Annotated in this window: 22 protein-coding genes; 8 read left to right on the top strand and 14 right to left on the bottom strand. The window is 68.8% G+C overall.

Annotation, left to right across the window (positions count from 1 at the left end):
* Window positions 1-4: 4 nt before the first annotated feature.
* Window positions 5-928 carry an SDR family oxidoreductase gene (locus AC1DFC_RS12500; protein WP_413335958.1) on the bottom strand — a complete coding sequence of 308 codons (924 nt, stop codon included), beginning with the start codon at window positions 926-928 and terminating at the stop codon, window positions 5-7.
* Window positions 929-973: 45 nt separating this feature from the next.
* Entirely contained in the window at window positions 974-1,717 is a 744-nt protein-coding gene (locus AC1DFC_RS12495; RefSeq protein ID WP_413335960.1) for an SDR family oxidoreductase, read from the bottom strand.
* Between the two features lie 123 nt (window positions 1,718-1,840).
* Here AC1DFC_RS12495 and AC1DFC_RS12490 point away from each other — a divergent pair, with 123 nt between their 5' ends.
* On the top strand, window positions 1,841-2,737 hold the full coding sequence (locus tag AC1DFC_RS12490) for a LysR family transcriptional regulator (RefSeq protein ID WP_413335962.1): 897 nt from the start codon (window positions 1,841-1,843) through the stop codon (window positions 2,735-2,737).
* Window positions 2,738-2,744: 7 nt separating this feature from the next.
* Here the strand turns inward: AC1DFC_RS12490 and AC1DFC_RS12485 are convergent, their stop codons facing one another.
* On the bottom strand, window positions 2,745-4,256 hold the full coding sequence (locus tag AC1DFC_RS12485; protein WP_413335964.1) for an MFS transporter: 1,512 nt from the start codon (window positions 4,254-4,256) through the stop codon (window positions 2,745-2,747).
* A gap of 107 nt (window positions 4,257-4,363) precedes the next feature.
* Here AC1DFC_RS12485 and AC1DFC_RS12480 point away from each other — a divergent pair, with 107 nt between their 5' ends.
* Window positions 4,364-5,290 carry a LysR family transcriptional regulator gene (locus AC1DFC_RS12480; RefSeq protein WP_007839236.1) on the top strand — a complete coding sequence of 309 codons (927 nt, stop codon included), beginning with the start codon at window positions 4,364-4,366 and terminating at the stop codon, window positions 5,288-5,290.
* Here the strand turns inward: AC1DFC_RS12480 and AC1DFC_RS12475 are convergent, their stop codons facing one another.
* Together AC1DFC_RS12475 and AC1DFC_RS12470 are read right to left on the bottom strand one after the other, a co-directional pair.
* On the bottom strand, window positions 5,291-7,003 hold the full coding sequence (locus tag AC1DFC_RS12475; protein ID WP_478179322.1) for an AAA family ATPase: 1,713 nt from the start codon (window positions 7,001-7,003) through the stop codon (window positions 5,291-5,293).
* A gap of 89 nt (window positions 7,004-7,092) precedes the next feature.
* The gene (locus AC1DFC_RS12470) at window positions 7,093-9,609 is read right to left on the bottom strand and encodes an ABC transporter permease (protein WP_478179321.1); all 2,517 of its coding nucleotides are present in this window, start codon (window positions 9,607-9,609) and stop codon (window positions 7,093-7,095) included.
* Between the two features lie 204 nt (window positions 9,610-9,813).
* On the opposite strand from AC1DFC_RS12470, the gene AC1DFC_RS12465 reads away from it, so the two are divergent.
* A complete protein-coding gene (locus AC1DFC_RS12465) occupies window positions 9,814-10,041 on the top strand; it encodes a hypothetical protein (protein WP_007839233.1) in 228 nt (75 codons plus the stop codon).
* Window positions 10,042-10,125: 84 nt separating this feature from the next.
* On the opposite strand, the gene selD is transcribed toward AC1DFC_RS12465, so the two are convergent.
* On the bottom strand, window positions 10,126-11,193 hold the full coding sequence (gene selD, locus AC1DFC_RS12460; protein ID WP_478179320.1) for a selenide, water dikinase SelD: 1,068 nt from the start codon (window positions 11,191-11,193) through the stop codon (window positions 10,126-10,128).
* Window positions 11,194-11,276: 83 nt separating this feature from the next.
* Here selD and AC1DFC_RS12455 point away from each other — a divergent pair, with 83 nt between their 5' ends.
* From AC1DFC_RS12455 to mnmH, 5 genes are all read left to right on the top strand, one after another.
* Complete coding sequence (locus tag AC1DFC_RS12455) at window positions 11,277-12,137, top strand: putative selenate ABC transporter substrate-binding protein (protein WP_007839231.1); 861 nt, start codon at window positions 11,277-11,279, stop codon at window positions 12,135-12,137.
* A gap of 124 nt (window positions 12,138-12,261) precedes the next feature.
* Window positions 12,262-13,077 carry a phosphonate ABC transporter ATP-binding protein gene (locus AC1DFC_RS12450; protein ID WP_007839230.1) on the top strand — a complete coding sequence of 272 codons (816 nt, stop codon included), beginning with the start codon at window positions 12,262-12,264 and terminating at the stop codon, window positions 13,075-13,077.
* Window positions 13,074-13,904, top strand: a complete 831-nt coding sequence (locus tag AC1DFC_RS12445; RefSeq protein ID WP_007839229.1) for a PhnE/PtxC family ABC transporter permease — start codon at window positions 13,074-13,076, stop codon at window positions 13,902-13,904. Before AC1DFC_RS12450 ends, AC1DFC_RS12445 begins: the two co-directional genes overlap by 4 nt.
* Entirely contained in the window at window positions 13,901-14,701 is an 801-nt protein-coding gene (gene phnE / locus AC1DFC_RS12440; protein ID WP_413335508.1) for a phosphonate ABC transporter, permease protein PhnE, read from the top strand. The genes AC1DFC_RS12445 and phnE overlap by 4 nt, the downstream gene beginning before the upstream one ends.
* 121 nt (window positions 14,702-14,822) lie before the next feature.
* Entirely contained in the window at window positions 14,823-15,893 is a 1,071-nt protein-coding gene (mnmH, locus tag AC1DFC_RS12435) for a tRNA 2-selenouridine(34) synthase MnmH (protein ID WP_413335506.1), read from the top strand.
* On the opposite strand, the gene fdhD is transcribed toward mnmH, so the two are convergent.
* The 8 genes from fdhD to AC1DFC_RS12395 all read right to left on the bottom strand — a co-directional run bounded on the left by fdhD (window position 15,827) and on the right by AC1DFC_RS12395 (window position 24,310).
* Window positions 15,827-16,753: a formate dehydrogenase accessory sulfurtransferase FdhD gene (gene fdhD, locus AC1DFC_RS12430; RefSeq protein WP_007839222.1), complete on the bottom strand. Its 927-nt coding sequence runs from the start codon at window positions 16,751-16,753 to the stop codon at window positions 15,827-15,829. The genes mnmH and fdhD overlap by 67 nt on opposite strands.
* Window positions 16,754-16,784: 31 nt before the next feature.
* Window positions 16,785-17,075, bottom strand: coding sequence for a hypothetical protein (locus AC1DFC_RS12425; protein WP_007839221.1), 291 nt, complete (start codon window positions 17,073-17,075; stop codon window positions 16,785-16,787).
* Window positions 17,072-19,432 (bottom strand): FdhF/YdeP family oxidoreductase, encoded by a 2,361-nt coding sequence (locus AC1DFC_RS12420; RefSeq protein WP_478179319.1) that lies wholly within the window; start codon window positions 19,430-19,432, stop codon window positions 17,072-17,074. Before AC1DFC_RS12420 ends, AC1DFC_RS12425 begins: the two co-directional genes overlap by 4 nt.
* Window positions 19,433-19,516: 84 nt before the next feature.
* Window positions 19,517-20,308, bottom strand: a complete 792-nt coding sequence (locus AC1DFC_RS12415) for an ABC transporter ATP-binding protein (RefSeq protein ID WP_007839219.1) — start codon at window positions 20,306-20,308, stop codon at window positions 19,517-19,519.
* 340 nt (window positions 20,309-20,648) lie between these two features.
* Complete coding sequence (modA, locus tag AC1DFC_RS12410) at window positions 20,649-21,398, bottom strand: molybdate ABC transporter substrate-binding protein (protein WP_478179318.1); 750 nt, start codon at window positions 21,396-21,398, stop codon at window positions 20,649-20,651.
* A gap of 28 nt (window positions 21,399-21,426) precedes the next feature.
* Window positions 21,427-22,110 (bottom strand): molybdate ABC transporter permease subunit, encoded by a 684-nt coding sequence (modB, locus tag AC1DFC_RS12405; RefSeq protein WP_007838579.1) that lies wholly within the window; start codon window positions 22,108-22,110, stop codon window positions 21,427-21,429.
* Window positions 22,111-22,199: 89 nt separating this feature from the next.
* The gene (locus AC1DFC_RS12400; protein ID WP_042674408.1) at window positions 22,200-22,547 is read right to left on the bottom strand and encodes a winged helix-turn-helix domain-containing protein; all 348 of its coding nucleotides are present in this window, start codon (window positions 22,545-22,547) and stop codon (window positions 22,200-22,202) included.
* A gap of 65 nt (window positions 22,548-22,612) precedes the next feature.
* The gene (locus tag AC1DFC_RS12395; protein ID WP_007838583.1) at window positions 22,613-24,310 is read right to left on the bottom strand and encodes an OFA family MFS transporter; all 1,698 of its coding nucleotides are present in this window, start codon (window positions 24,308-24,310) and stop codon (window positions 22,613-22,615) included.
* Window positions 24,311-24,348 lie beyond the last annotated feature (38 nt).

Raw genomic sequence — 24,348 nt, 5'->3', positions numbered from 1 at the left:
TCCCTTAACTTCCTCTTAGCTTCTTGGCCTCTTGGCGCCGTACCTTCGCTTCGAGCAGATCGCCCATGCCGATGCGCTTCGCGAACTCGATGCGCACACGCTCCGACACCTCGAACACCTCCGTAGCACCGTCGCCCACGAAGTCGATCAGCGAGCGCATCGGCCGTGTGCCGGCGGGCAAGCCCACGATGCGCACGATTTCGTCGGCCACGGCCTGCGGGTCGGCGTTGTCGGGCGTCAGCGCCGAGAGGCGTTCGCCGATCTGGTCCATCACGCCGTCGTAGCGGCTGTAGGCGGCGGCGGTCGCGGCATCGGCCGGCTTGCCCGCGCTCGGGAAGTGGTCGGTGCCCCTGGTGAATGCGCCCGGCACGACGATGGAAGTCTCGATGCCGAAGCGCGCGATCTCGTAGGCCAGCGTGACGGCCAGCGAATCCATCGCCGCCTTGGCCGCGCCATAAGGGCCCATGAACGGCGGAAAGCCGCCCTTGGTGGTGGTGCTGCTGATCCACAGTATCAGCCCCGATTCCTGCCTGCGCAGGTACGGCAGCACCGCGCGGTTCACGCGCTGCGCGCCGAGCACGTTGGTGTCGAACACCTTCACGATCTCTTCGGGCGTGAAGGCCTCGGTCGGACCGACCACGAGGTGGCCGGCGTTCTGCATCACCACGTCGAGGTGGCCCTGCTCGCGCACGATGGTCGCGGCGGCGGCATCGGCCGAGTCCTGCGAGAGCACGTCGAGTTCGAGTGGGTAGAGCTGAATGTTCTTCGCCGCGGCAAGCGAGCGCAGTTCGGCGGCGCGGCCGGCATTGCGGCCCGCGATGTCGCGCATCGACGCGTAGACGACGTGGCCGGCTTCGGCCAGCGATTGCGCGCCGAGCTTGCCGATGCCGGTGCCAGCACCGGTGACCAGGATGATCTGCTTTTGCATGAGGTTTCTCCGTATGGGTTGGGTTGATCCGAGAAAGCGAATGGCTCAGGCCACGCCGCCGTTGGCGCGCAGGACCTGCCCGTTGACCCAGCCCGCGTCCGGGCCGGCGAGGAAGGCCACCACCGAGGCGATGTCCTCGGGCTGGCCGAGGCGCTGCAGCGGCGGCATCCTGGCGAAGGTCTGGATCTGTTCGTCGGTCTTGCCGTCGAGGAACAGCGAGGTGGCGATCGGGCCCGGCGCCACGGCATTCACCGTGATGTTTCGGCCGCGCAGCTCCTTGGCGAAGACGTGCGTGAAGGCCTCGACCGCCGCCTTGGTGGCGTTGTAGATCGCATAGCCGGGCATGTTCAGCGCGAGCGTGGTGCTCGAGAAGTTGACGACGCGCCCGCCCTCGTTGACGCGCGTGGCGGCTTCGCGCAGCGTGTTGAAGGTGCCGCGCACGTTGATGTCGAAGGTCTGGTCGTAGAGCGCGTCCGTGTGCTCGGCCAGCGGCACGGTCTTGAGCACGCCGGCGTTGTTGACCAGCACGTCGACCTTGCCGAGTTGCACCTCGACGGCGTCGAACATGGCGCGCACTTCGCCGGCGCTGGCCACGTCGGCCTTGACCGCGAAAGCCTTGCCGCCGGCGGCCTGCAGTTCGGCGACGAGGGCGTCGGCCTGCGCCGGGCTCGACGCGTAGTTGACGGCGACCGCGAAGCCGTCCTTGGCGAGACGCCGCGCAATGGCGGCGCCGATGCCGCGCGATGCGCCGGTGACGAGGGCGACTTTGGAGTTGGAGGGCTTGTTCATGGCTGTTTCCTGTGCAGTGGTGGGTTGGTGAGACGAATGATCGATCGTTCCCATACAAAGATAATCAGCCTCAAATTGCCATTACTATTCCATTTATTTCAACAATAGATTCGGAGCCCGGCCATGGACCGCTTCCAGGAAATGCTGGCCTTCGTACGCATCGCCGAGCGCCAGAGCTTCACGCAGGCGTCCGAAGACCTGCAGATTCCGCGCGCCACCGTCACCAACCTGATCAAGCGCGTGGAGCAGCGCCTGGGAACCCGGCTGCTGGAGCGCACCACCCGCACCGTGCGCCTCACGCAGGACGGCGAGGCCTACTACCGCCGCTGCGTTCGGCTGCTGGCCGACGTCGAAGAGGCCGAAGGCCTGTTCCGCGACGAGGCGCCCAAGGGGCTGCTGCGCGTGAACCTGCAGGGCACGCTGGCGCGGCATTTCGTGGTGCCCGCGCTGCCGGCGTTCCTGACGCGATATCCCGACCTGGAACTGCACATCGGCGAAGACGACCGGCTGGTCGACCTGGTGCGCGAAGGCGTCGACTGCGTCCTGCGCGCGGGCACGCTGCAAGATTCATCGATGGTCGGGCGGCGCGTGGCGCTGCTGCCGCAGGTCACGGTCGCGAGCCCGGCCTACCTGGCGCAGCACGGCGAGCCCGAGAGCGTGGAAGCGCTGTCGGCGCACCGCGCCATCCACTACATCTCCAGCGCCACGGGCAAGGCGGTGCCGCTCGAATTCACGGTCGACGGGCGGGTGACGAGCGTGCAGCTCGGCGGCATCGTCTCGGTGACGGGCGCCGACCTGTACACCGGCTCGGCCGTCGCGGGCCTGGGGCTGGTGCAGGTGCCGCGCTATCGCGTGGCCAGCGAACTTGCAGACGGGCGACTGAAGGTGCTGCTGCCCGGCTTCGCGCCACCGCCGATGCCGGTCTCGGTGCTGTACGCGCAGAACCGGCAGCTGTCGTCGCGGGTGCGAGTGTTCACGCAATGGCTGCGCGACATCTTCGAGGCGGCCGCGCAAGCCTGAGCAGGTCTCAACAGGCCGTCGACTCCAGCGCCACGGCACCAGCCTCAGCGTGCGTCTCGCCACGCAGGAACGCGAACACCACCAGCGCCGTCACCACCGTCACGCCTGCCAGCACGCACAGCAGCGTGCCGAACGCCGCGCCGTAGGCATGCAGCAGCGCCGCGCGGTCCATGCCGGGCAGCAGGGCCAGCGCCTGGGACAAGTCCCCGGTCGTGACGCGCTGCGCCGCCTGCGATGCGGCGGCGGCAGGCCCCAGTCGCGCCGTCACAAGTGCCGTCAGCCCGGCCCCCACCAGCGCCAGCGCAATCCCCTCCCCCGCCACCCGCACGGTGTTGAAGATGCCCGATGCCATGCCCGCACGCTCGCGCGGCACCACGCTCACGGCCAGCCCGTCCATCAAGCCCCACGGCAGGCCGATGCCGGCGCCGATCAACAACAGCGGCCACACGATGTCGTGCAGCGGCGTGCCCGGCGCGCAGCGGCTGAGCCAGAACAGCCCCGCCGCGCACACCAGCAGCCCCACGGCCGAGATCACGCCCGCCGAGAACCGGTGCGCAAGCGATGCCGCCAGCGTCGGCACGACGAGGATCGGCCCCGAGAGAGCGAACATGAAAGTCCCCGCCTCGATTGCGCTGCGCCCTTCCAGCCCGATGAAGCGGATCGGCAACAGCACCAGCAGCACGACGAAGCCATAGGCCGGCGCGGCAGCCAGCAGTTGCACGCCCACGAAGCGCGGAAAACGGAACAGCGACAGATCGAGCATCGGATGCGCCACGCGCCGCTCGATGGCGATGAAGGCCGCGCCCATCAGCGCCGCGCCCGCCAGCGCGCAAAGCACCCACGGGCTGCCCCAGCCGCTGGCGGGCGCCTGCAGCACGCCGAGCGTCAGCAGGCTCAGCGCGGCGGTGAAAGTCGCTGTGCCCGGCATGTCGAGCCCCATGGCATCCGGATTGCGCGACTCGCGCATGCTCGGCGCGGCGATGCACAGCGCCACGAGGCTGACCGCGCCGGGGCTCAGCATCACCGCCTGCCAGCCGAAGCTCTCAGCGAGCCAGCCCGAGAGGATGGAGCCGCACGACAGCCCCACGCCGAACGAAGTTCCGATCAGGCTGAAGGCCCGCGTGCGCGCCGCGCCGTCGAACACCTGCGCCAGCGCGGCCGTGCCCGCCGCAAAGGCCGCGGCCGAGCCCAGCCCCTGCAGGGCCCGCGCCAGATCGAAGGCGACGATGCCCGGGGCCAGCGTCAGCAGCGAGCTGCTCAGCGCCACCACCGCGAGCCCCAGCAGGAACACGCGCTTGCGCCCATAGGCATCGGCCAGCGCCCCGGCCGCCATCAGCGTGGCGCCGAAGCTCAGCATGAAGGCGTTGGTCACCCAGTTGAGCTGCACCGGGCTGCCGCCCAGCGCATCGCGGACCGCGGGCAGCACCACCGCCGGGCCGGTGAAGCTCAGCGGCATGCCCAGCGCTGCCAGGCAGACGGCGGCCAGCAGCCAGTTCTTGTTGGGGGAAGACGTGGACATCGAAGGCTTTCACGCAGGAGAAAGGAAGCCACAGAAGATAGAAAGGAATCAATGGAATGAAAATGACGCCAGTGATCCTCACACTCCCAACCCAGGGTTGCTAATCCATGGACAGCTTCAGCGGACTCGAATCTTTCGTGCGCGCGGCCGACCAGCTGAGCTTTGCCAAGGCCGGCCGGCAGCTGGGCATCTCGGCTTCGGCGGTGGGCAAGAATGTCGCACGGCTCGAACAGCAGCTCGGCGTGCGCCTTTTCAACCGCACCACGCGCCACACGCGGCTGACGCAGGAAGGCGCGCTCTTCCACGAGCGCTGCCGCCGCATCCTCGACGAGCTGGACGATGCGCGCGCCATGATGCAAGACGCCGTCGCCGCCCCGCGCGGCCGGCTGCGCGTGAGCCTGCCGACCATCGGCTACCGCTTCCTGCTGCCGATCCTGCCGGACTTCAAGGCGCGCTACCCCGAGATCGAGCTCGACCTCGACTTCAACGACCGGCTGGTCGACGTGATCGCCGAGGGCGTCGATGTAGCCATCCGCAGCGGCGACCTGGTCGATTCGCAACTGGTGGCGCGGCGGCTCGGCCCGTTCCAGTTCGTGCTGGTGGCCTCACCGGCTTATCTCGAACGCCACGGCGTGCCACAGGTGCCGGCCGACCTGATACAGCACGCCTGCCTGCGATACAAGTTCGTGACCGGCGGCAAGGTCGAGGAATGGGACCTGCCCGGGCTGCCCGCGCAACTGCCGCCCGGCCTGCTGTGCAACAACATGGAAGCCATGCTGGGCGCGGCCGTGGCCGGACTCGGCGTGGCCTACATGCCCGACTTCCTGGCGCGCGATTCGCTGTACCGCGGCGAGCTTCAGCGCGTGCTGGCCACGCACCTCGTGCGGCAGGGGCAGTTCTCGGCGCTGTGGCCGTCGAGCCGGCAGTTGTCGCCGAAGGTGCGGGCGTTTGTGGACTTTGCGGGGGAGCGGATGTTCAAGGAGGGCGACGAAGTCCCGCCCACCCCGGTCACGAGGCAGGCCGCGCGCGGATGATCAGCCCGGTTCCACCTGCTCGGCGACCGCCTCGGCAGGCGCGGCCATGGGCGCGGGAGCCGCAGCCACGGTGACGGGTGGCACCGCGACCGGGGCAGCGACCGGTGCGGCGATCGGTGCGGCGACAGGCTCAACGACTGCGGCAACGGGCGCCACTTCGGCAGGCGCTGCCACGGCGGCAGGCATCACCTCCACGGGCTTGGCCGCCCTGACAGGCTTCACGCCCTCTGCAGTCACCGTTCTTGCAGCCGCCGGCTTCGTCGGCTCCGCCTTCACAGCCACGGCCTTCGCGGCCTCCACCTCCACCGGCTCGCTCCCAAGCCGGCTCAGTGCCAGTGCAGCCTTCAGCGGGAACAGCGTGCGCTCGTCGCCCTCCGCGGCATTGCTCACAGTGGTGCCGCTGGTCTCGCCGAGGCTGGCCGTGCGCACCGAGTCGAGCCGATGCGCAGGCACCATGAACGGCGAGTGCGTGGTGTAGATGATCTGGTTGCCGAAGTCTTTCTCGAAGTGCGCCAGCAGGTCGGCCTGCGAGTGCGGGTGCAGGTGCAGCCCGGGTTCGTCCAGCAGCAGCACCGCGTCTTCCGCACGCCCGCCCTTCGTGTCAGCAAAGAACGCGATGTAGAACGAGAAGAACCACTGGAAGCCGCGGCTGCGCTCGTCGAGGTTCACTTCGACCTCGTAGGCGCCGTTCGGGTCGGACACCAGCGTGTCGAGGTACTGCCCGTCGAGGTTGAAGCGCACCTTCAGCGCACGGTCCTTCCACAGGCGGCGGACCTCGGCCGTCACCACCGAGCCCGCGCGATTGGCGAGCTGGTTGCGCGTGGCCTGGTCGTTCTTTTCCAGCAGGTCCTGCAGCTGCTGCGGATCGAGCCCCGCGACCTTGCACAGCTTGCCGAAGCTCTGCTGCGCGGGCGTGAGCTGCCCCCAGCCCTGGCGCCCAAGGTACTCGGCGATGTTCTGGCGGCCGGGCGGCGCCGGGTACTCGTCGACGTAGATGAAGCGCGGCAGCTTTTCGATCACCCAGGCCTGCGCGCGGGCGAGCGCGGGCGCGTCATTGGCGATGGACAGGGCCATGTCCTCGAGCTCGGCCAGCATCTGCTCCTGTTTGTCGCTGAGTTCGGCGCGCGCCACGGCCAGCGCCTTGCGCAAGGCCTGTGCCGCCTGGACCGCGCCCGCAGACCACCTGATGTAGTCGGGGCTCATGATCATCGCGGCATCGAAGGTGTCGGCCTCCTGCTCGAGCGTGGCCTTCGCTTCCTCGGCGACCTTTTCTGCGGCGGCCTTCACGGCCGGCACGATCTTGCGGACCTTGCCCTTGATGTCGCTCACGTCGAGCGACAGCGCATTGAGCCCTTCGAGCCCGGCCCGGCGCGCGGTGGCATAGCCACGGGCCGCCGTGACGTGGCGCACGCCCGCCGCGCGCGGCAGGATCCCGGCCAGCTCGGCCTGCTCGCTTTCGTCGAGGCTCCAGCGCGTGAAGACGACCGGCGTTTCGCCAGTGCACTCCTCGAGCCGCCGGTGGCGCGGGAAGTCCTTGATGGGGCTGAGTTCGGCCAGGCCCTCTGCCGGGTTCAGGCTGTGGAGTGCGCGCAGCAGGTTCGATTTACCGCTGTCATTCCGTCCGAGGACCGCCGTGATCTGCTGTGTGGAATCGATGAGGCCGCTGTCGTTGATCGAGCGAAAGTTGGTGATCTGGAATGACGCCAAGCGCATGTAGAAAGCTTCTTCTGAATTGAATACGGGGCCGGGGAATGTATTGCATTCCCCGGCCCCGTCCGGCCCGAATCCGAAGAAAAAGTTTGCTACTCGGCAGCGCGGCGCAGCGTGTCGACCACCGGGCGGCGCAGCACGTCGCGCAGGCCCCACCATCCGGCTCCCAGCGCGAGCACCGCGCCGGCCAGCGCACCGGCCACCGGCACGATGGGCGAGGCCCTCCACGTGAACTCGAACACATAGCGCGCCAGGGCCCAGCCGATCGCCGAAGCCACGATGCTCGCGAGAAAACCCGCAAGCAGGCCGACACCCGCCAGCTCGGCGCGCTGCACCTGCCGCAGCAGGCTGGCACGCGCGCCCACCGCGCGCATCACCGCGAACTCGCGCGCGCGCTCCTCGCGCGTGGCCGTGACAGCCGCGAACAGCACCACCAGCCCGGCCGCGAGCGTGAAGCCGAACAGGAATTCGACCGCGCGGATCACCTGGTCGAGCACACGCTGCACCTGGTTGATGGTGGCGCTCATGTCCACGTTGGTGACGTTCGGATAGCTGCGCACCAGCGCGTTGTCGAAGCCCCGCGTCTCGGGCGCGCGGAAGGCGCCCATGTAGGTGGTGGGCACGTCGGCCAGCGAAGCCACCGTGTACATGACGAAGAAGTTGGCATGCATCGAGCCCCAGTCGACCTTGCGCAGCGAGGTGATGCGCGCCTCGCTCTGCGTGCCGCCGATGTCGAAGCGCAGCGAGTCGCCGAGCTTGAGGCCGAGTGTCTCGGCCAGGCCCTCTTCCACGCTCACTTCGCCGGCTGCATCCGGCGTCCACTTGCCGGCCGTGATGCTGTTGTGCGCAGGTGCAGCCACGCTGTTGCTGAGGTTGAACTCGCGGTCCACCAGCCGCTTGGCGCGGTCCTCGGCGTAGTCGTCGGGCGACACCGGCTTGTCGTTGATGGCCACGAGGCGGCCGCGGATCATGGGATACCAGTCGAACTTGCGCACGCCCGCATCACGCAGCGACTTCTGGAAGGCGTCGCTCTGGTCGGGCATGACGTTGATGACGAAGCGGTTCGGCGCGTCGGGCGGCGTGGCCTGGCGCCAGCTCGCGACGAGGTCGGTGCGCAGCAGCACCAGCAGCACCAGCGCCAGCAGCCCCACCGACAGCGCACTGACCTGCACCACCGCATACGCCGGCCGCGCCGAGATCTGCCGCGTGGCCAGCACCAGCCAGCGCGGCGCGGTGGTTTCGTTGACGCTGCGGCGCAGCACCTTCACCGCGAGCCAGCTCAGCAGCGCGAACACGGCCACCGCACCCGCGAAGCCGCCGACGGCAATGAGGCCCAGCTTGATGTCGCTGCTGGCCGCCATCAGCAGCGCCGCGAAGCCCGCGACGCCGACACCCAGCACCGCGAGCGAAGCGGGCTTGAGGCCGCCGACATCGCGCCGGATCACGCGCAGCGGCGGCACGCGGGCCAGTTGCAGCACCGGCGGCAGGCCGAAGGCGAACAACAGCGTGAGCCCCATGCCCAGTCCGAAGGCCACCGGCCACAGCGTGGCTGCGGGCAGCGCGGTTTCGACCAGCCCGGCCAGCAGCAGCACGAACACGTAGTGCACCGCGAAGCCGATCGCCACGCCGAGCGCGCTGGCCACGATGCCGATCACCGCGAACTCGAAGGCATAGGCGACGGCGATGGTGCGCTGGCTCTGGCCCAGCACGCGCAGCATCGCGCAGTCGTCGAGGTGGCTGGCCGCGAAGCCGCGCGCGGCCAGCGCCACCGCCACGGCCGACAGCAGAGCGGCGAGCAGCGCGACCAGGCTCAGGAATTTCTCGGCACGGTCCAGCGTCTGGCGCATCTCGGGCCGGCCGCCCTCGAAGGAATCGAGCCGCACGCCGCGCAGCTCGCCCTTCTTGATGGTGGCGTCGGCCCAGTCGGAAAAACGCTTCACCGCCGCGTCGCTGCCCGCCACCGCATAGCGGTAGCCGACACGGCTGGCCGGCTGCACGAGCGCGGTGCGCGCGACGTCGGCCTGGTTGATCATCACGCGCGGCGAGAAGCTCATGAAGCCGGCGCCGCGGTCGGGCTCCAGCGTGATGACGCGGCCGACGCGCAGGCCGGCATCGCCAAGCAGCAGCGTGTCGCCGACCTGGAGCGCGAGCGAGTCGAGCAGCGAGGCATCGACCCACACCTCGCCCGGCGGTGGGATGTCTCGCGTCGCCTTGCCGGGGCCTTCGAGGGTGGCCGAGGTCAAAAGGCTGCCGCGCAGCGGATAGCCCGCGGCCACGGCCTTGAGCGCCACCAGCTTGCTGGCGCCGCCCTGCGCATCTTCGGCCCGGGCCATGGTCGGGAAGCCGTAGGTGCCGGAACCTTCCAGGCCGAGCGCCCTGGCCTGCGCCACGAAGGCAGCGGGGGTCGGGTTGTCGCTGACGATCACCGCATCGCCGCCCAGCAACTGGCGCGCATCGCGCTTCAGCCCACCCTGCAGCCGGTCGGCGAAGAAGCCGACGGCCGTGAGCGCAGCCACGGCCAGCAGCACGGCGACGATCAACAGGCGCAGCTCGCCGGCGCGCAGGTCGCGCCAGAGCGTGCGCCAACCCAGGCGGAGGGAGGCATTCATGGCGCGAACGATAGCCGACAGTCGGGGGCACGGCCGGCTCCAAGGGTTATTGCGCCCTTGCGCCCCTTGATCCCGACTGGATGCTGCCGCATGATGCGACAAACACACCCCGTTCTGTCGCAAACCGGGCCTTCGGCGAGCGAAGGACGAGGCAAGAAAAACAGCCAGTTTGTTTGTCGGACCATCCTTCCTCAAGGAGTGTCTATGCCACGATGCCAGCGCTTGCAGATCGTCGGCCTGTGCCTGGTTGCAGGTGTGCTGGCCAGTGCCTGCGATCCCAAACCCCCCGCACCGAAGGTGACCGGCGCGAGCCCGGCGGGCGTCAGGCCCGCCGACTCCGGTGTCGGCGGCATGAGCGGCCCGAATGGCGGCAGTTCCTCCGGCGGCGCGGCACCCGCGCCGAGCGGCGGCGACGCTGCGGCGCCCAAGTAGCGCCGGCCGCCAGATCCAGCTATCGAGCGCCGCTTGCCCCCACCCCTTCCCTCCCCCGGAAGGGGTGGGAGAAATGCCCGGGGGCTACGAAATCACGCGCAACGAGGGTTCACCAGCCTCCACACGGCCTATGACCGCCGCTCGCGCAAAGCCTTCGTCGCGGAAGATCTTCAGCACCGCATCGACCGCTTCGGGCGCACAGCTCACGAGCAGGCCGCCCGATGTCTGCGGATCGCTCAGCAAGTTCTGCGCGGTGGCCGGCAGGCCGGCTGCGAGTTCGATCTCTGCGCCATAACCCGCCCAGTTGCGCCCCGAGGCGCCAGTCACGAATCCTGCGCCAGCCATCGCCACCACGTTGTCGAGCAACGGCATCTTCGACCACTCGACCACCGCCCTCAGCTTTGCGCCGCGCGCCAGTTCGAGCGTGTGGCCCGCCAGCCCGAAGCCCGTGACGTCGGTCAGTGCGTGCACGCCGTCGAGCGCCGACAGCGCGATGCCCGGCGTGTTGAGCTTCGTCGTGTTCTCGATCAGCTGGCGGTAGCCCGTCTCGGACAGTTGCTCCTTCTTGAGCGCGGCCGACAGCACGCCCACGCCCAGCGGCTTGCCCAGCACCAGCACGTCGCCCGCCTTCGCATCGGCATTGCGCCGCACGCGGTCCGGGTGCACCAGACCCATCGCGACGAGGCCGTAGATCGGTTCGACCGAATCGATGGTGTGGCCGCCGGCAATCGGGATGCCAGCTGAGCGGCACACGTCCTGCCCGCCGCGTACGATCTCTGCGATGACTTCCACCGGCAGCTGGTTGATCGGCATGGCCACCAGGGCCAGCGCCATGATCGGCCGGCCGCCCATCGCGTACACGTCGCTGATCGCGTTGGTCGCGGCGATGCGGCCGAACTCGTAGGGATCGTCCACGATGGGCATGAAGAAGTCGGTGGTCGCGATCAGTGCCTGCTGGTCGTTGAGCCTGTACACAGCCGCGTCGTCGGCGGTCTCGATGCCCACCATGAGTTCGGGCGGAATCATGCCGCCGGCGTGGTTCTTCAGGATCTGCGACAGCACGCCGGGCGCGATCTTGCAGCCACAGCCACCGCCGTGCGAAAAACTCGTGAGGCGCAAGGGCGCGAGCGGGTTCATGAGCGTTGGGTTCATGGGCCGATTATCGAAGCGGCCCCGCTTTCTACAATCCCGTCCTTACCTTTCCCGTACCCGCTGCACGTTTTCGAGGCACATCCATGAAGAAGACAACTCTTACCCAGCTGGCGCTCGCGCTCGCCGTTTCCGTCGCCAGCTTCGGCGCCCTCGCCCAGGGCCTGCTGCGCGTCTCGGCCATTCCCGACGAGGCGCCCACCGAGCTGCAGCGCAAGTTCACCCCGCTGGGCGACTACCTCAAGAAGGAGACCGGCATGGACGTGCAGTTCACGCCCGTGACCGACTATGCAGCAGTGGTCGAGGGCCTGGCCACCAACAAGATCGACCTGGCCTGGCTCGGCGGCTTCACCTTCGTGCAGGCGCGCATTCGCACCAACGGCGGCGCGGTGCCGATCGTGCAGCGCGCAGAAGACGAGGTGTTCACCAGCAAGTTCATCGTGCCGGTGGACAGCACCGCGAAGACCCTGGCCGACCTGAAGGGCAAGACCTTCGCCTTCGGCGCGCCCTCGTCCACCTCGGGCAGCCTGATGCCGCGCTACTTCCTGCTGCAGGCCGGCATCAACCCCGAGAAGGACTTCAAGACGGTCGCCTTCTCGGGCGCGCACGACGCCACCGTGGCCTTCGTGGCCGCATCGCGCGCCGAGGCAGGCGTGCTCAACGCATCGGTGTGGGACAAGCTGGTCGAGTCGAAGAACCCCAACGCCGCCAAGGTGCGCGTGCTGGCAACCACGCCGACCTACTACGACTACAACTGGACGGTGCGCCCGGGCATGGACGCCACGCTGCAGAAGAAGCTGACCGACGCGTTCCTGAAGCTCGATCCGGCGAACCCGGCGCACAAGGAAATCATGGCGCTGCAACGTGCGAGCAAGTTCATCCCGACCAAGTCGTCGAACTACGACGGGATCGAGACGGCGGGGAAGTCGGCGGGTTTGATCAAGTGATTTTCTGGAAGGCGGGGGCACCCTCATCCCATACAGGGTCCGGCCGTTGGTTTTGGCTCCCTCTCCCTCTCCCGCTCGCGGGAGAGGGTTGGGGTGAGGGAACGCCCCCCGAAAGCCCCGCAGCGTGAGCTTCTCCCTCGATGCCATCGGCGTGGTCCACGCCAACGGCCAGCGCGCGCTGGCCGGAGTGACCCTCGCCGCGCAGGACGGCGAATGCATCGCCGTCATCGGCCCTTCGGGTGCCGGCAAGACCACGCTGCTGCGCGTACTCGGTGCGGCGCTGCGGCCCACGGAGGGCGCAGTGCAGGCATTGGGCGCACAGCCCTGGCAGTTGCCGGCCGCAGCGCTGAAGAAGCTGCGCGCCCGCATCGGCACCGTGCACCAGGCGCCACCGATCGCGCCACGCCTGCGCGTAGTCACCGCCGTGCTCACGGGCCGGCTCGGCGAATGGTCCACGCTGCGCGCGCTGGGTTCGCTGTTCTATCCCTCGGACATTGCCGGCGCGCACGAAGCGCTGTCGCGGCTGGCCATGGAAGACCGTCTGTTCGACCGCTGCGACCGCCTCTCGGGCGGGCAGCTGCAGCGCGTCGGCATCGCGCGCGCCCTGTACCAGCGCCCCGCCCTGCTGCTGGCCGATGAACCCGTGTCCGCGCTCGACCCCACGCTGGCCGACGCCGCCGTCGGCCAGCTCGTTGCGCAAAGCGAATCGACAGGGGCCACGCTGGTGGCCTCGCTGCATGCGGTGGACCTGGCGCTGCGCTGGTTCCCGCGCATCGTCGGCATGCGCAACGGGCAGGTGATGTTCGACCTGCCTGCCGCGCAAGTCACGGCCGCGATGCTCGACACGCTGTATGCGAGCGAAGGCGGCATCGCCATGCAGCGGCCGCTGCCGGCGGGCGCTGCGATGGAGGCGGCCTTCCACCGGCCGGACTGCCCTTGAGCTCGAACGCCATCGCGCAGCGCGACCCGCATGCGGCACGCCGGCTGGCCGGGTGGATCGCCGCGCTCGTCATCGCGTGGCCGATGCTGGCGCTGTCGGAGTTCAAGCCGTGGGCGCTGTTCGGCAGCGGCAACCTCGCCGTCATCGGCGGATTCCTGGCGGGCTTCTTTCCGCCCGAAGGCTCGCCCGCATTCCTCGCGATGCTCTTCAAGGCCACGCTCGAAACGCTGGCGATGGCCACGGCCGGCACCGCACTGGCGCTGCTGATCGGTGCGCCGCTCGGCTTCGTGACGACGCGCGCGCTGTCCATCTCGCGCATCGGCCCCGGGCCCGGCCGCGTGCAGGCGGGCATCGTGCGGCAGGCCGCGCGCTGGCTGCTGATGGTGCTGCGCGCCATTCCGGAAATCGTCTGGGCGCTGCTGTTCGTGCGCGCGCTCGGGCTCGGCCCCGCCTCGGGCGTGCTGGCGCTGGCCATCACCTACGGCGGCATGCTGGGCAAGGTCTACGCCGAGATCCTCGAATCGACCGACACGCGCCCCGCGCGCGCCCTGCTCGAAAGCGGCAGCGGCCGGGTCGCGGCGCTGTGCTACGGCCTGCTGCCGAACACGGCGCAGGAGCTCGCTTCGTACACCGTCTACCGCTGGGAATGCGCGGTGCGCGCCTCGGTGGTGATGGGCTTCGTCGGCGCTGGCGGGCTGGGGCAGCTGATGGACCAGTCGATGAAGATGCTCAACGGCGGCGAGGCCAGCAGCATCCTGCTGGTGTTCCTCGCGCTGGTGCTGCTGGCCGACCTGCTGAGCAATGCACTGCGGAGGCTGCTGGCATGACGACGCCGCTGCCCCCGCGCCCGCCGCCGTGCTGGCGCTGCCGCATCGCGCTGCTGCTGATCGGCGCGGCGGTGGCCGCGAGCTTTGTCTACCTGGGCATCGACTACCGCGCGCTCGGCTCGTCGGAGTCGCTTCGGCTCATGGGCAGGTTCATCGCCGAGTTCTTCCCGCCCGACCTCTCGCCGGACTTCCTCGCCAAGGTGGGCAACGGTGCCTTGCAGACGCTGGCGGTGTCGGCCCTCGGTACGGTGCTGGCGGCCATTGCGGGTGCGGTGCTTGCGCTGCCTGCATCGGGCCGCACCGGCTGGCTGCCGCGCCACGTGGCGCGATTCGTCCTCAACTTCCTGCGCAGCGTGCCCGAACTCGTGTGGGCCGCGCTGATGGTGCTGGCCGCGGGCATCGGCCCATTCGCCGGCGCGCTGGCCCTGTCGCTGCACACCACGGGCGTGCTGGGCCGCCTCTTCGCCGAAGCATTGGAAAACGCCCCGCGCGAACCCGAGCACGCGCTCACGCTCTCGGGCGCCAACGCGGTCACCGCCTTCAGCTACGCGAGCCTGCCCATCGTGCTGCCGCAATGGGTGGCCTACACGCTCTACCGATGGGAGATGAACATCCGCATGGCGGCCGTGCTGGGCTTCGTGGGCGGCGGCGGGCTGGGGCTGCTGCTGTACTTCCACCTGTCGATCTTCCAGCAGCAGCAGGCGATGACGGTGCTGATCGCGATGTTCGTGCTGGTCACCTTTGTCGACCTTGCCAGCGCTCGGTTGCGCAAGGGGCTGGGGCCTGCTTACGCTTGATGCGCTCCCGGTCAGGGGTGCGATCACGCCGACGGGGGACATTCGCGCAGGGGAGCACCCGGGGCCCTGTGCACGCACCCCGAACAGCAAGACCGACAATCGAGCCCATGAGGTTCCAGCCATGAGTCACCGCCAGCCCGTACGAGTCGCCGACCGCCACGCCTTCGACACGCTGATCGACGCCCGCTCGCCGGCCGAGTTCGCGCTCGACCACATTCCCGGCGCCATCAACTGCCCCGTGCTCGACGACGAGGAGCGGCACATCGTCGGCACCGTCTATGTGCAGACCGGCGCCTTCGAGGCCCGGCGCATCGGCGGCGCGATGGTCGCGGCCAACATCGCCAGGCACCTGCGCGAGACGCTGGCCGACCGGCCCGAGAACTGGAAGCCGCTGGTCTACTGCTGGCGCGGTGGCATGCGCAGCGGCTCGATGGTCACCTGGCTTCGTCTCGTCGGGTGGGATGCGCAGCAACTCGCGGGCGGCTACAAGAGCTTTCGCCGGCATGTGATCTCGCAAATCGACGCGCTGACGCCCAAGCTCGACCTGCGCGTGATCTGCGGCGCCACCGGCAGCGCGAAGACCCGCGTGCTGCATGCGCTGGCCGCGCGCGGTGCGCAGGTGCTCGACCTCGAAGATTTCGCCAGCCACAAGGGCTCGCTGCTGGGTTCGCTGCCGGGCGTGCCGCAGCCGTCGCAAAAGCATTTCGAGACGCGCATCGCGGCCGTGCTCGAAACCATCGACCTGTCGCGCCCGCTGTACGTCGAGGGCGAGAGCATTCGCATCGGGCGGCTGTCGCTGCCACTGTCGCTGGTGGCGCAGATGCGCGCGGCGCCGTGCATCGAGGTGTCCGCCACGCCCGAGGCGCGACTGGCCTACCTGCTGCGCGACTACGCCTACCTGGGCGACGACCGCAACGCGCTGGCCGACAAGCTCGGCGTGCTGAAGGAACTGCAGGGCAAGGAGACGGTGGCGCGCTGGCAGCAGTGGGCACACGAGGCCGACCTGCCGCACCTGTTCGCGGAACTGATGGCGCTGCACTACGACCCGCACTACCAGAAATCGCAGGAGCTGCACTTCCGCGCCTGGGCGCAGCGCCAGCGCGTGGCGGCGCCCGACCTGTCGGATCAGGGCATCGAGGCGGTGGCCGATGCAGTGCTGGCGCTCGGCGAACCCGCGAGCCCGTCAGCATAGAGCACGCCGCGCGGTGCGCGGCACAGGCCCCAGAAACGCAGGCCGCTGAGCTCGGCCATGCGCACGCCCATCGAAGTCGGCGCGGAGATGGTCGCCATCGCCGCAATGCCCAGGCGCGCGCACTTGCGCACCAGTTCGTGGCTGCCGCGGCTGGACATCAGCACGAAGCCCGGCTCCTCGAGGCGGCCCGCCAGCGCGAGCTTGCCGAGCAGCTTGTCGAGCGCGTTGTGGCGGCCGACGTCTTCCATCAGGTCGGTGAGCTCGCCATCGATCGTGGCCCATGCGGCGGCGTGGATCGCGCCGGCTTCGGCGTTGAGGATCTGGCGCGGCGGCATGGCGGCGAAGGCGCGCAGCACGGTGGCCAGATCGATGCGCTCGATCCAGTCGCGCGGCGGCACGCGCTGCGGCGTGAGGTCCAGCCCCGCGAAACTCTCGACACCGCACACGCCGCACCCGGTACGGCCCGCGAGGCTGCGGCGGCGGTCTTTCAGGCGCTCGAAGCTGCGCGTGGAAATCTCGAGCTGCACCTCGATGCCGGGCATGCCTTCGGGCAGGCCCGCGTCGGTGGCATCGACCGTGCGCGCCTCGACGCCGCGGCAGTCGGCCGCGGTGTCGAGGATGCCTTCGCTCAGTGCGAAGCCGAGCGCGAAGGCTTCGAGGTCTTGCGGCGTGGCCATCATCACCGCATGCGAGACGCCGTTGAACACCAGCGCCACCGGCACTTCGGCCGCCAGCGTGTCGTCGCGCACCACGCCTTCGGGCGCAACGCCGCGCTCGCCGAAGACATGCACGGCGTGCCGCGAAAGCGGCGGCAGGGCGTCTTCGGGATCGGCGAGATTGGCGAGGTCTGGCTTCGACATGGTGGCTCCGGGTGGGCCTGCCATTGTCTGCTCAGTCGCGGTTCTCGTCCGCAAGGGGCGGCAGCGTTTGCACCTGGGCCCGTCCGGGCGCCTGGAGGTGTGCCACCCAGCGGTCGTCGTACTGCACCACCCGCACCCAGCCGGGGCCGCGCACGCCGCCGATGGCCGCATCGCCCATCAGCGTGAGCCGGCGCATCAGCACGCTGGCGCCCTGCCCTAGCCGCTTGCCCAGGCGCGGCAGCGAGACGCCGGTGCCGTCGGGCTCCTGCGCGAGCATGCGCAGGATGGCCACCGACAGGCTGTCCTGCAGCAGGGCACTCATGCCGCCACCATGCCGTCGGCTTCGTCCTCCGCCAGTTTCTGGATCGGCAGCTCGTGCGGCACCAGCACCACGGGAATGGACTTGGAAGTCGGCGTGCCCGCGTTCTCGGCCACCGACGACAGCGGCACCAGTGGGTTCGTTTCGGGGTAGTAGGCCGCGAGGTTGCCGCGCGGGATGTCGTACGCCACCAGCCTGAAACGGTCGGCGCGGCGCTCCTGGCCGTCGTCCCACACCGTCTGCAGATCGACCCAGTCGCCGTCCTTCATGCCCAGCGCCCGGATGTCCTCGGCGTTGATGAAGACCACGCGACGCTGGCCGAACACGCCGCGGTAGCGGTCGTCCATGCCGTAGATGGTGGTGTTGTACTGGTCGTGCGAACGCGTGGTCAGCAGCGTGAAGACGATGGTGTCGCCCTTCTTCGCAAAGCGCGCGCGGGCGCGGTGCGAATGGGTGTCCAGCGGCACGGCGTGCGTGAAGAACACGGCCTTCTTCGACGCGGTGTTCCACACCCGCTCGCTCGCGGTGTTGCGCAGGCGGAAGCCGCCGGGGTGCGCGACACGCGCATTGAAATCCTTGAAGTCGTCGAACACGGCTTCGATCTTGTCGCGGATGCGGGCGTAGTCTTCGATCAGCGACAGCCACGGCGTCTTGCTGCGCGCGCCGAGGGTGGCGTCAGCAAGCCGCGCCACGATGGCCGGCTCGGACAGCAGGTGCTCCGACGCGGGCGGGTTGATGCCCATCGAGATGTGCACCATGCTCATCGAGTCTTCCACCGTCACGCCCTGGGGGCCGCCGGCCTGCATGTCGATCTCGGTGCGCCCCAGGCACGGCAGAATGATCGCCTCGCGCCCGTGGATCACGTGGCTGCGGTTGAGCTTGGTGGTCACGTGCACCGTGAGGTCGCACTTCTGCAGGCCCTTCCAGGTCTGGTAGGTGTCGGGCGTGGCCGCCGCGAAGTTGCCGCCGAGCGCGAAGAACACCTTGCCCTTGCCCTCGAGCATGAGTTGTATGGCCTCGACCGTGTCGACGCCATTGCGGCGCGGCGGCTCGAAACCGAACACCTGCTGCAGCCGATCGAGCAGCGCGGCAGGCGGCTTTTCCCAGATACCCATGGTGCGGTCGCCCTGCACGTTGCTGTGGCCGCGCACCGGGCAGGCGCCCGCGCCTTCGCGCCCCATGTGGCCGCACAGCATGAGCCAGTTGCCGATCATCTGGATGGTGGCCACCGAATGCTGGTGCTGCGTGATGCCCATGCCCCAGCAGGCGATGACCCTCTTCGCACCCAGGTACACGTCGGCCGCGGCGCGGATCTGCGCTTCGCTCAGCCCCGACTCCTGCACCAGGATGTCCCACGACTCGGCACGCAGGTCGGCCGCCAGAGCCTCGAAGCCGGTGGTGTGCGTGGCGATGAATTCATGGTCGAGCACCGGAGGCTCGCCGCGCGCCACGGCTGCGTCCTCGCGCTCGACGACGTGCTTCATCATCCCCTTGACGGCGGCAAAGTCGCCGCCCACGCGCAGCTGGAAGTAGTGCGTGCTGATGGGCGTGGAGCCCATGGTCGCCATCTCGAGCTTGTCCTGCGGATCGGCGAAGCGCTCCAGCCCGCGCTCGCGCAGCGGGTTGAAGCTCACGATGCGCGCGCCGCGCTTCGAGGCCGCGCGCAATTCGCCGAGCATGCGCGGATGGTTGGTGCCGGGGTTCTGGCCGAAGATGAAGATCGCGTCGGCCTTCTCGAAGTCATCGAGCGTGACCGTGCCCTTGCCCACGCCGAACTGCGGGCGCATGCCGCTGCCGCTGGGCTCGTGGCACATGTTCGAGCAGTCGGGAAAATTGTTGGTGCCGTACTCGCGCACGAACAGCTGGTAGAGGAAGGCGGCCTCGTTGCTCGCGCGGCCCGAGGTATAGAAGATGGCCTGGTCCGGATCAGGCAGCGCGTTCAGGTGCTTCGCGATGCGCGCGAAGGCGTCGTCCCATTCGATCGGCACGTACTTGTCGCTGGCCGCGTCGTACGCCATCGGGTGCGTGAGGCGGCCCTGGTCCTCGAGCCAGAAATCGCTCTGCTCGGCCAGTTGCGCCACGGTGTGCTTTGCAAAGAGTTCCGGGCCGGCACGCCGCGCAGTGGCTTCGGCCGCCACGGCCTTGACGCCGTTCTCGCAGAACTCGAACGTGGAGGCATGGTTGCGGTCGGGCCAGGCGCAGCCCGGGCAGTCGAAACCGTCCGGCTGGTTGGCCGAGAGCAGCGTCTTCGCGCCCTTGATGGGAATGTCCTGCCGCAGCAGCGCGTTGGTCACGCTGCGCAATGCGCCCCAACCGCCCGCGGGGCCCTTGTAAAACTCGATCTTCTGCTCACTGCTCATGCCGGCGAGTGTTCGCCGTGGGCCTGCGGAGCGTCAAATTGAATCGGGACATGCGGCGATTCAAAAAGGAAATGAAGCGAGGTCTCAGGCGCCTCGCGTGTCTTGCATCAGCAGCCCGCGCAACTTGCTGCGCAGCGGCGTCTCTTCCACAGCCTGCACGCCGGCGATCTCGCGCAACGCGAAGTCGCGGCTTTCAGCCGTGCGCAGGTCGATCTCGCGCACCACCTGCCCGTCCTTGTAGACAAAGGCCACGTCAGCCAGCGCGAGCACGTCCTCGATGTCGTGCGTGATCATCAGCACGGGAATGCCCCATTGCCTGCGCACTTGCGCGAGTTCGTTGCGCAACTCCGCGCGCAGCATGGGGTTGAGCGCGGCGAAGGGTTCGTCGAGCAGCAGCACCTGCGGCTCGCAGGCCAGCGCGCGCGCGAGCGCCACGCGCTGCTGCTGGCCGCCCGAGAGGTTCTGCGGCCGGCTGTCGGCCAGCGCCCCGAGGCCGAAGCTTTCGAGCAGGGCCTGCACGCGCTCGGCGTCTTTGGCGGCCGGCTTGCGACGGTGCCATGCGGTCAAGCCGAAGCCCACGTTCTCGCGCACGCTCAGGTGCGGGAACAGTGCGTAGTGCTGGAACAGGTAGCCGATGCGCCGCGCCGGTGCGGGCACGTCGATGCCCTGGGCCGCGTCGTACAGCGTGCGACCGTCGAGCCGCACGTGGCCGGCGCTGGGATGCAGCAGGCCGGCAATGGCCTGCAAGGTCAGCGACTTGCCTGCACCCGAAGGGCCGTAGAGCGCGGCGAAGGGCACGTCCGTGGCGAAACGCACGGCCAGATCGAAACGCCGGCGGCCGTCGGCTACCGTGAGCTTCAGGTCGACATCGATCATCCTTGCTGCTCCGGCGTTCTGGGGCGTGATACGCGTTTCGTTCCGGGGTGCGTGCGCAGGCCACCGGGTACTCCCCTCCGCGAATGTCCCCCGCTTCGCTCCTCCTTTATTTCGCTGCGGGGAGCACCCGGTGCCCTGCGCACAGGGCACGCTGCTGGTGTACCGCCGATCAACGACTGCTCTGTCCAACGCTCACGCCGATGGGGTGCCTTGCGCAGCGAAATAAAGGAGGAGGCCGTAGGCCGGGGGACATTCGCGGAGCAAGGTACCCCGTCGGCGTGAGCGCACCCCGAAGCACCCACAACGCGACGCATGAAACAACAGGATCTCATCTCGGGAGTCACGGCTTCCCGAACCCGTAACGCGTAAGCACTTCCTGCGCGGCGGGCGTCGAAAGAAAGGCGATGAAGTCACCGGCCAGCGCCTTCTGCCTGCTCTCGGCCACCACGGCGATGGGGTATGTCACTGGCGCGTGGCCGGTAGGCGTAAAGGCGATCTTCACCTTGTCGCCGGCCACGGCCGCATCGGTGCGGTAGACGAAGCCGGCCTCGACCTCGCCGCGGCTCACGTAGTCGAGCACCTGGCGCACGCTGTCGGCCTGCACGAACTTCGGTTCGAGCGCGGTCCAGAGGTTGGCGTTGTCCAGCACCTGCCTGGTGTAGCGGCCGACCGGGACGGTCGCGACCTTGCCGATGGCGATCTTCTTCACGTTCGCGCCGCCCAGGTCCTGCAGCGTCTTGACGCCCACGCCCTCCTTGGCGGGTTCGATGAGCACCAGGCTGTTGGTGACGAAGTCCTTGCGCGTGGCGGCGTCGACGGCCTTCTGCTCGACACCGCGGTTCATCGTTTCCTGGTCGGCGCTGGCGAACACGTCCACCGGCGCGCCCTGGCCGATCTGCTGCAGCAGCACGCCCGAGGCGGCGAAGTTGAAGCGCACCGTGGCGCCGGCCTTGGCAGCCTCGAACCTGCGGCCGATTTCCTTGAACGCGTCGGTCAGGCTCGCGGCGGCGGACACGGTGATCTGCTGCGCGGCAGCAGCCAGCGGCAGGGCGAGTGCGAGAACCAACGACAGAAGGCGGAACGGGCGCATGGACAACTCCGGAATGATGAAGACGAAATCAGCGAAGCGAGAAGAAGCGGCTCGACAGCACCAGCACGGTGATCGACAGCAGCGAGGTCACGACGACCAGCAGCAGCGCGAGGTCGTCGTGACCGGCCTGCACAGCGTCGTAGATGGCCATCGACAGCGTCTGGGTCTGCTTGGGAATGGAGCCGGCCACCATCAGCGACGCGCCGAACTCACCCATCGCGCGTGCGAACGCGAGCAGTGTGCCGGCCAGGATGCCGGGCCACGCCAGCGGCAGCGTGACGCGCAGGAAAACCGACAGCGGCGACTGCCGCAGCGTGCTGGCTGCGGCTTCGAGCGATCGGTCCACACCCGAGAATGCCGCGCTGGCCGACTTGAGTACCAGGGGCAACGCCACCACGGCCGAGGCCACCACGGCGCCGTGCCAGCTGAAGATGATGGTGTAGTCGAGGTGCTCGCGCAGCCACGCACCCAGCGGGCTGCGGCGCCCGGCCGCCACGAGGATGGCGTAGCCGATCACCGTGGGCGGCAGTACCAGCGGCAGCATGAACACGGCCTCGAGCACGGTGGCGCCGAAGAACTTCTTGCGTGCGAACACCCAGCCCAGCGCCACGCCCGCAATCAGCGCCAGCACGGTCGCGACCGCGGCGACCTTGAGCGACAGTGCCAGGGGTGACCAGTCGGTCGAGGCGATGAGGGCATTCGTCGTATTCATTGGGATACGACGGGATTGTTGCACGACGGACGCTGCCTCACCGCGAAGATGCACGGCGTGAGCTGCCCCATATACCGATCGATATAGCGTTACGGTGCCAGCAGCCGCGTCAGCGCACGGATGTCCGCCGCCGTGGCCAGCTTCGCCGCGTTTTCGATGGCACGGTAGTGCCTGACGACTTCCTCGCCCACCGGCGTGAGCGCGGTGCCGCCGCCGCGCGAGCCGCCGGCCGCGGTGTTCACGGCCGGCGAGACCAGTGCCTGGTTCATCTCGTCGATCAGCATCCACGCCCTGCGGTACGACATGCCCAGCAGGCGGGCCGCCGCCGAGATCGAACCGGTCTCGGCCACCGCTTCGAGCACGGCGATCTTGCCGGGGCCGATGGCGATGGCGTCGTCCCGGTATACGCGCAGACGGAACTGGACTTTGGATTTCATTTGGCGCGAAGGGTAAACCATGCCGCAAGGCTCGGCTCCCTTCGCGAAGCCCCGGGAAAGCGTTCCTAGTGGAAGAACTTCGCCGCGCTCACCAGCGTCTTGTAGACGCCCCAGGCCAACGGAATACCCACTGCCACCCAAGCCAGCGCCACGACCGCAGGGCTCACCGTGTCGGCGCGGCCAGAGCCGCTGCCCACTTCGGCCGCAGAGGCCTTTTCGTGCGCCAGCTTCTTCTCGACCGCCAGTTCGGCGTCGGTCATGAAGTGCTTGTCGGCCACCGGGCGCACCAGCAGGTTGGCGATGAAGCCGATCACCAGCATGCCCACGAGGATGTACATGGTCTGGTTGTAGACCTGCTCGCGCGGCAGGCCCAGGCCCAGTTGGTACTCGCGCATGTAGTTCACCACCACCGGGCCGAGGATGCCGGCCGTGGCCCACGCGGTGAGCAGGCGGCCATGGATGGCGCCCACGAACTGCGTGCCGAACAGGTCGGCGAGGTACGCCGGCACCGTGGCGAAGCCGCCGCCGTACATCGACACGATCACGCAGCAGGCGCCCACGAACAGCAGCTTGCTGCCCGCGCCGGCCGACGAGGGAATGCTCGCGTACAGGATGCCGCCGAGCACGAAGAACACCGTGTAGGTGAGCTTGCGGCCCAGCTTGTCCGACAGGCTGGCCCACACGAAGCGCCCGCCGATGTTGAACAGCGACAGCAGCGCCGTGAAGCCGCCCGCCACCACCGCGATGGCCGCGAGTTGCGTCTTGTCGAGCTGTCCGTACTTGGCCGGCAGGTCGATGAGCGCGCCGCCGAACACTTCCTGCAGCATCGGCGAGGCCATGCCGATCACGCCGATGCCGGCGCTCACATTCATGCACAGCACCAGCCACACGAGCCAGAACTGCGGAATGCCCCAGACCTTCTTCACGTGCACGTGGCGCTGCGTGATCATGGTGTTGCTGGTCTGCGCCGGGGGCGGCGTCCAGCCTTCGGGCTTCCAGCCCGAGGGCGGCACGCGGTAGCCGAGCGCACCAGCCATCATGAACACGAAGTAGCCGAGCGCCATGACCACGAAGGTCTGCATCACACCCACGTCGGTGGCCGTGCTGAAGCGCTTCATCAGGTCGACCGCCAGCGGCGAGCCGATCATCGCGCCGCCGCCGAAGCCCATGATGGCCATGCCGGTGGCCATGCCGCGTCGGTCGGGGAACCACTTGATCAGCGTGCTCACCGGCGAGATGTAGCCGAGCCCGAGGCCGATGCCGCCGATCACGCCCGAGCCGAGGATCATCAGCCAGAACTGGTGCAGGTGGATGCCCACCGCCGACAACAGCATGCCGCCGCACCAGCACAGCGCCGACACCACGCCGGCCTTGCGCGGGCCCGCGCGTTCGAGCCAGCCGCCCCACAGGGCCGCCGAGCAGCCGAGGAAGACGAAGAACAGCGTGTACATCCAGCCCAGCGTGGCCACGCGCCAGTCGCAGTTCGTGGCGAACAGCTCGGCGAAGAAGCTCATGTCCTTGGCGCAGGCCTGGGCGCCGGTGCCGGCCGTGCCGAGCGCTTTCGACAGCGGCAGCCAGAACACCGAGAAGCCATACGCCATGCCGATGCACAGGTGAATAGCCAATGCGGCGGGCGGCACCAGCCAGCGGTTGAAGCCAGGGCCCGCGATGATGCGTTCCTTTTCCAGGAAGCCAGGTTGCGGTTGCGCCCCTCCTCCGACGATGCGATCTCCATCGAGAACGCCTGCAGTTGAGCCTGCCATATTTCTCCTTGTTGGCCGGATTTGTAACTCTTGTGTTT

The organism is Variovorax sp. 10L421 (assembly GCF_056395365.1).
The sequence above is the reverse complement of the archived record's forward strand: the minus strand, read 5'-3'. Positions and strand labels throughout refer to the sequence as shown.

Coding starts and splice junctions, on each gene's coding strand:
- AC1DFC_RS12500 (WP_413335958.1), bottom strand. CDS start 928: ATGCAAAAGCAGATCATCCTGGTCACCGGTGCTGGCACCGGCATCGGC.
- AC1DFC_RS12495 (WP_413335960.1), bottom strand. CDS start 1,717: ATGAACAAGCCCTCCAACTCCAAAGTCGCCCTCGTCACCGGCGCATCG.
- AC1DFC_RS12490 (WP_413335962.1), top strand. CDS start 1,841: ATGGACCGCTTCCAGGAAATGCTGGCCTTCGTACGCATCGCCGAGCGC.
- AC1DFC_RS12485 (WP_413335964.1), bottom strand. CDS start 4,256: ATGTCCACGTCTTCCCCCAACAAGAACTGGCTGCTGGCCGCCGTCTGC.
- AC1DFC_RS12480 (WP_007839236.1), top strand. CDS start 4,364: ATGGACAGCTTCAGCGGACTCGAATCTTTCGTGCGCGCGGCCGACCAG.
- AC1DFC_RS12475 (WP_478179322.1), bottom strand. CDS start 7,003: ATGCGCTTGGCGTCATTCCAGATCACCAACTTTCGCTCGATCAACGAC.
- AC1DFC_RS12470 (WP_478179321.1), bottom strand. CDS start 9,609: ATGAATGCCTCCCTCCGCCTGGGTTGGCGCACGCTCTGGCGCGACCTG.
- AC1DFC_RS12465 (WP_007839233.1), top strand. CDS start 9,814: ATGCCACGATGCCAGCGCTTGCAGATCGTCGGCCTGTGCCTGGTTGCA.
- selD (WP_478179320.1), bottom strand. CDS start 11,193: ATGAACCCAACGCTCATGAACCCGCTCGCGCCCTTGCGCCTCACGAGT.
- AC1DFC_RS12455 (WP_007839231.1), top strand. CDS start 11,277: ATGAAGAAGACAACTCTTACCCAGCTGGCGCTCGCGCTCGCCGTTTCC.
- phnE (WP_413335508.1), top strand. CDS start 13,901: ATGACGACGCCGCTGCCCCCGCGCCCGCCGCCGTGCTGGCGCTGCCGC.
- mnmH (WP_413335506.1), top strand. CDS start 14,823: ATGAGTCACCGCCAGCCCGTACGAGTCGCCGACCGCCACGCCTTCGAC.
- fdhD (WP_007839222.1), bottom strand. CDS start 16,753: ATGTCGAAGCCAGACCTCGCCAATCTCGCCGATCCCGAAGACGCCCTG.
- AC1DFC_RS12425 (WP_007839221.1), bottom strand. CDS start 17,075: ATGAGTGCCCTGCTGCAGGACAGCCTGTCGGTGGCCATCCTGCGCATG.
- AC1DFC_RS12420 (WP_478179319.1), bottom strand. CDS start 19,432: ATGAGCAGTGAGCAGAAGATCGAGTTTTACAAGGGCCCCGCGGGCGGT.
- AC1DFC_RS12415 (WP_007839219.1), bottom strand. CDS start 20,308: ATGATCGATGTCGACCTGAAGCTCACGGTAGCCGACGGCCGCCGGCGT.
- modA (WP_478179318.1), bottom strand. CDS start 21,398: ATGCGCCCGTTCCGCCTTCTGTCGTTGGTTCTCGCACTCGCCCTGCCG.
- modB (WP_007838579.1), bottom strand. CDS start 22,110: ATGAATACGACGAATGCCCTCATCGCCTCGACCGACTGGTCACCCCTG.
- AC1DFC_RS12400 (WP_042674408.1), bottom strand. CDS start 22,547: ATGAAATCCAAAGTCCAGTTCCGTCTGCGCGTATACCGGGACGACGCC.
- AC1DFC_RS12395 (WP_007838583.1), bottom strand. CDS start 24,310: ATGGCAGGCTCAACTGCAGGCGTTCTCGATGGAGATCGCATCGTCGGA.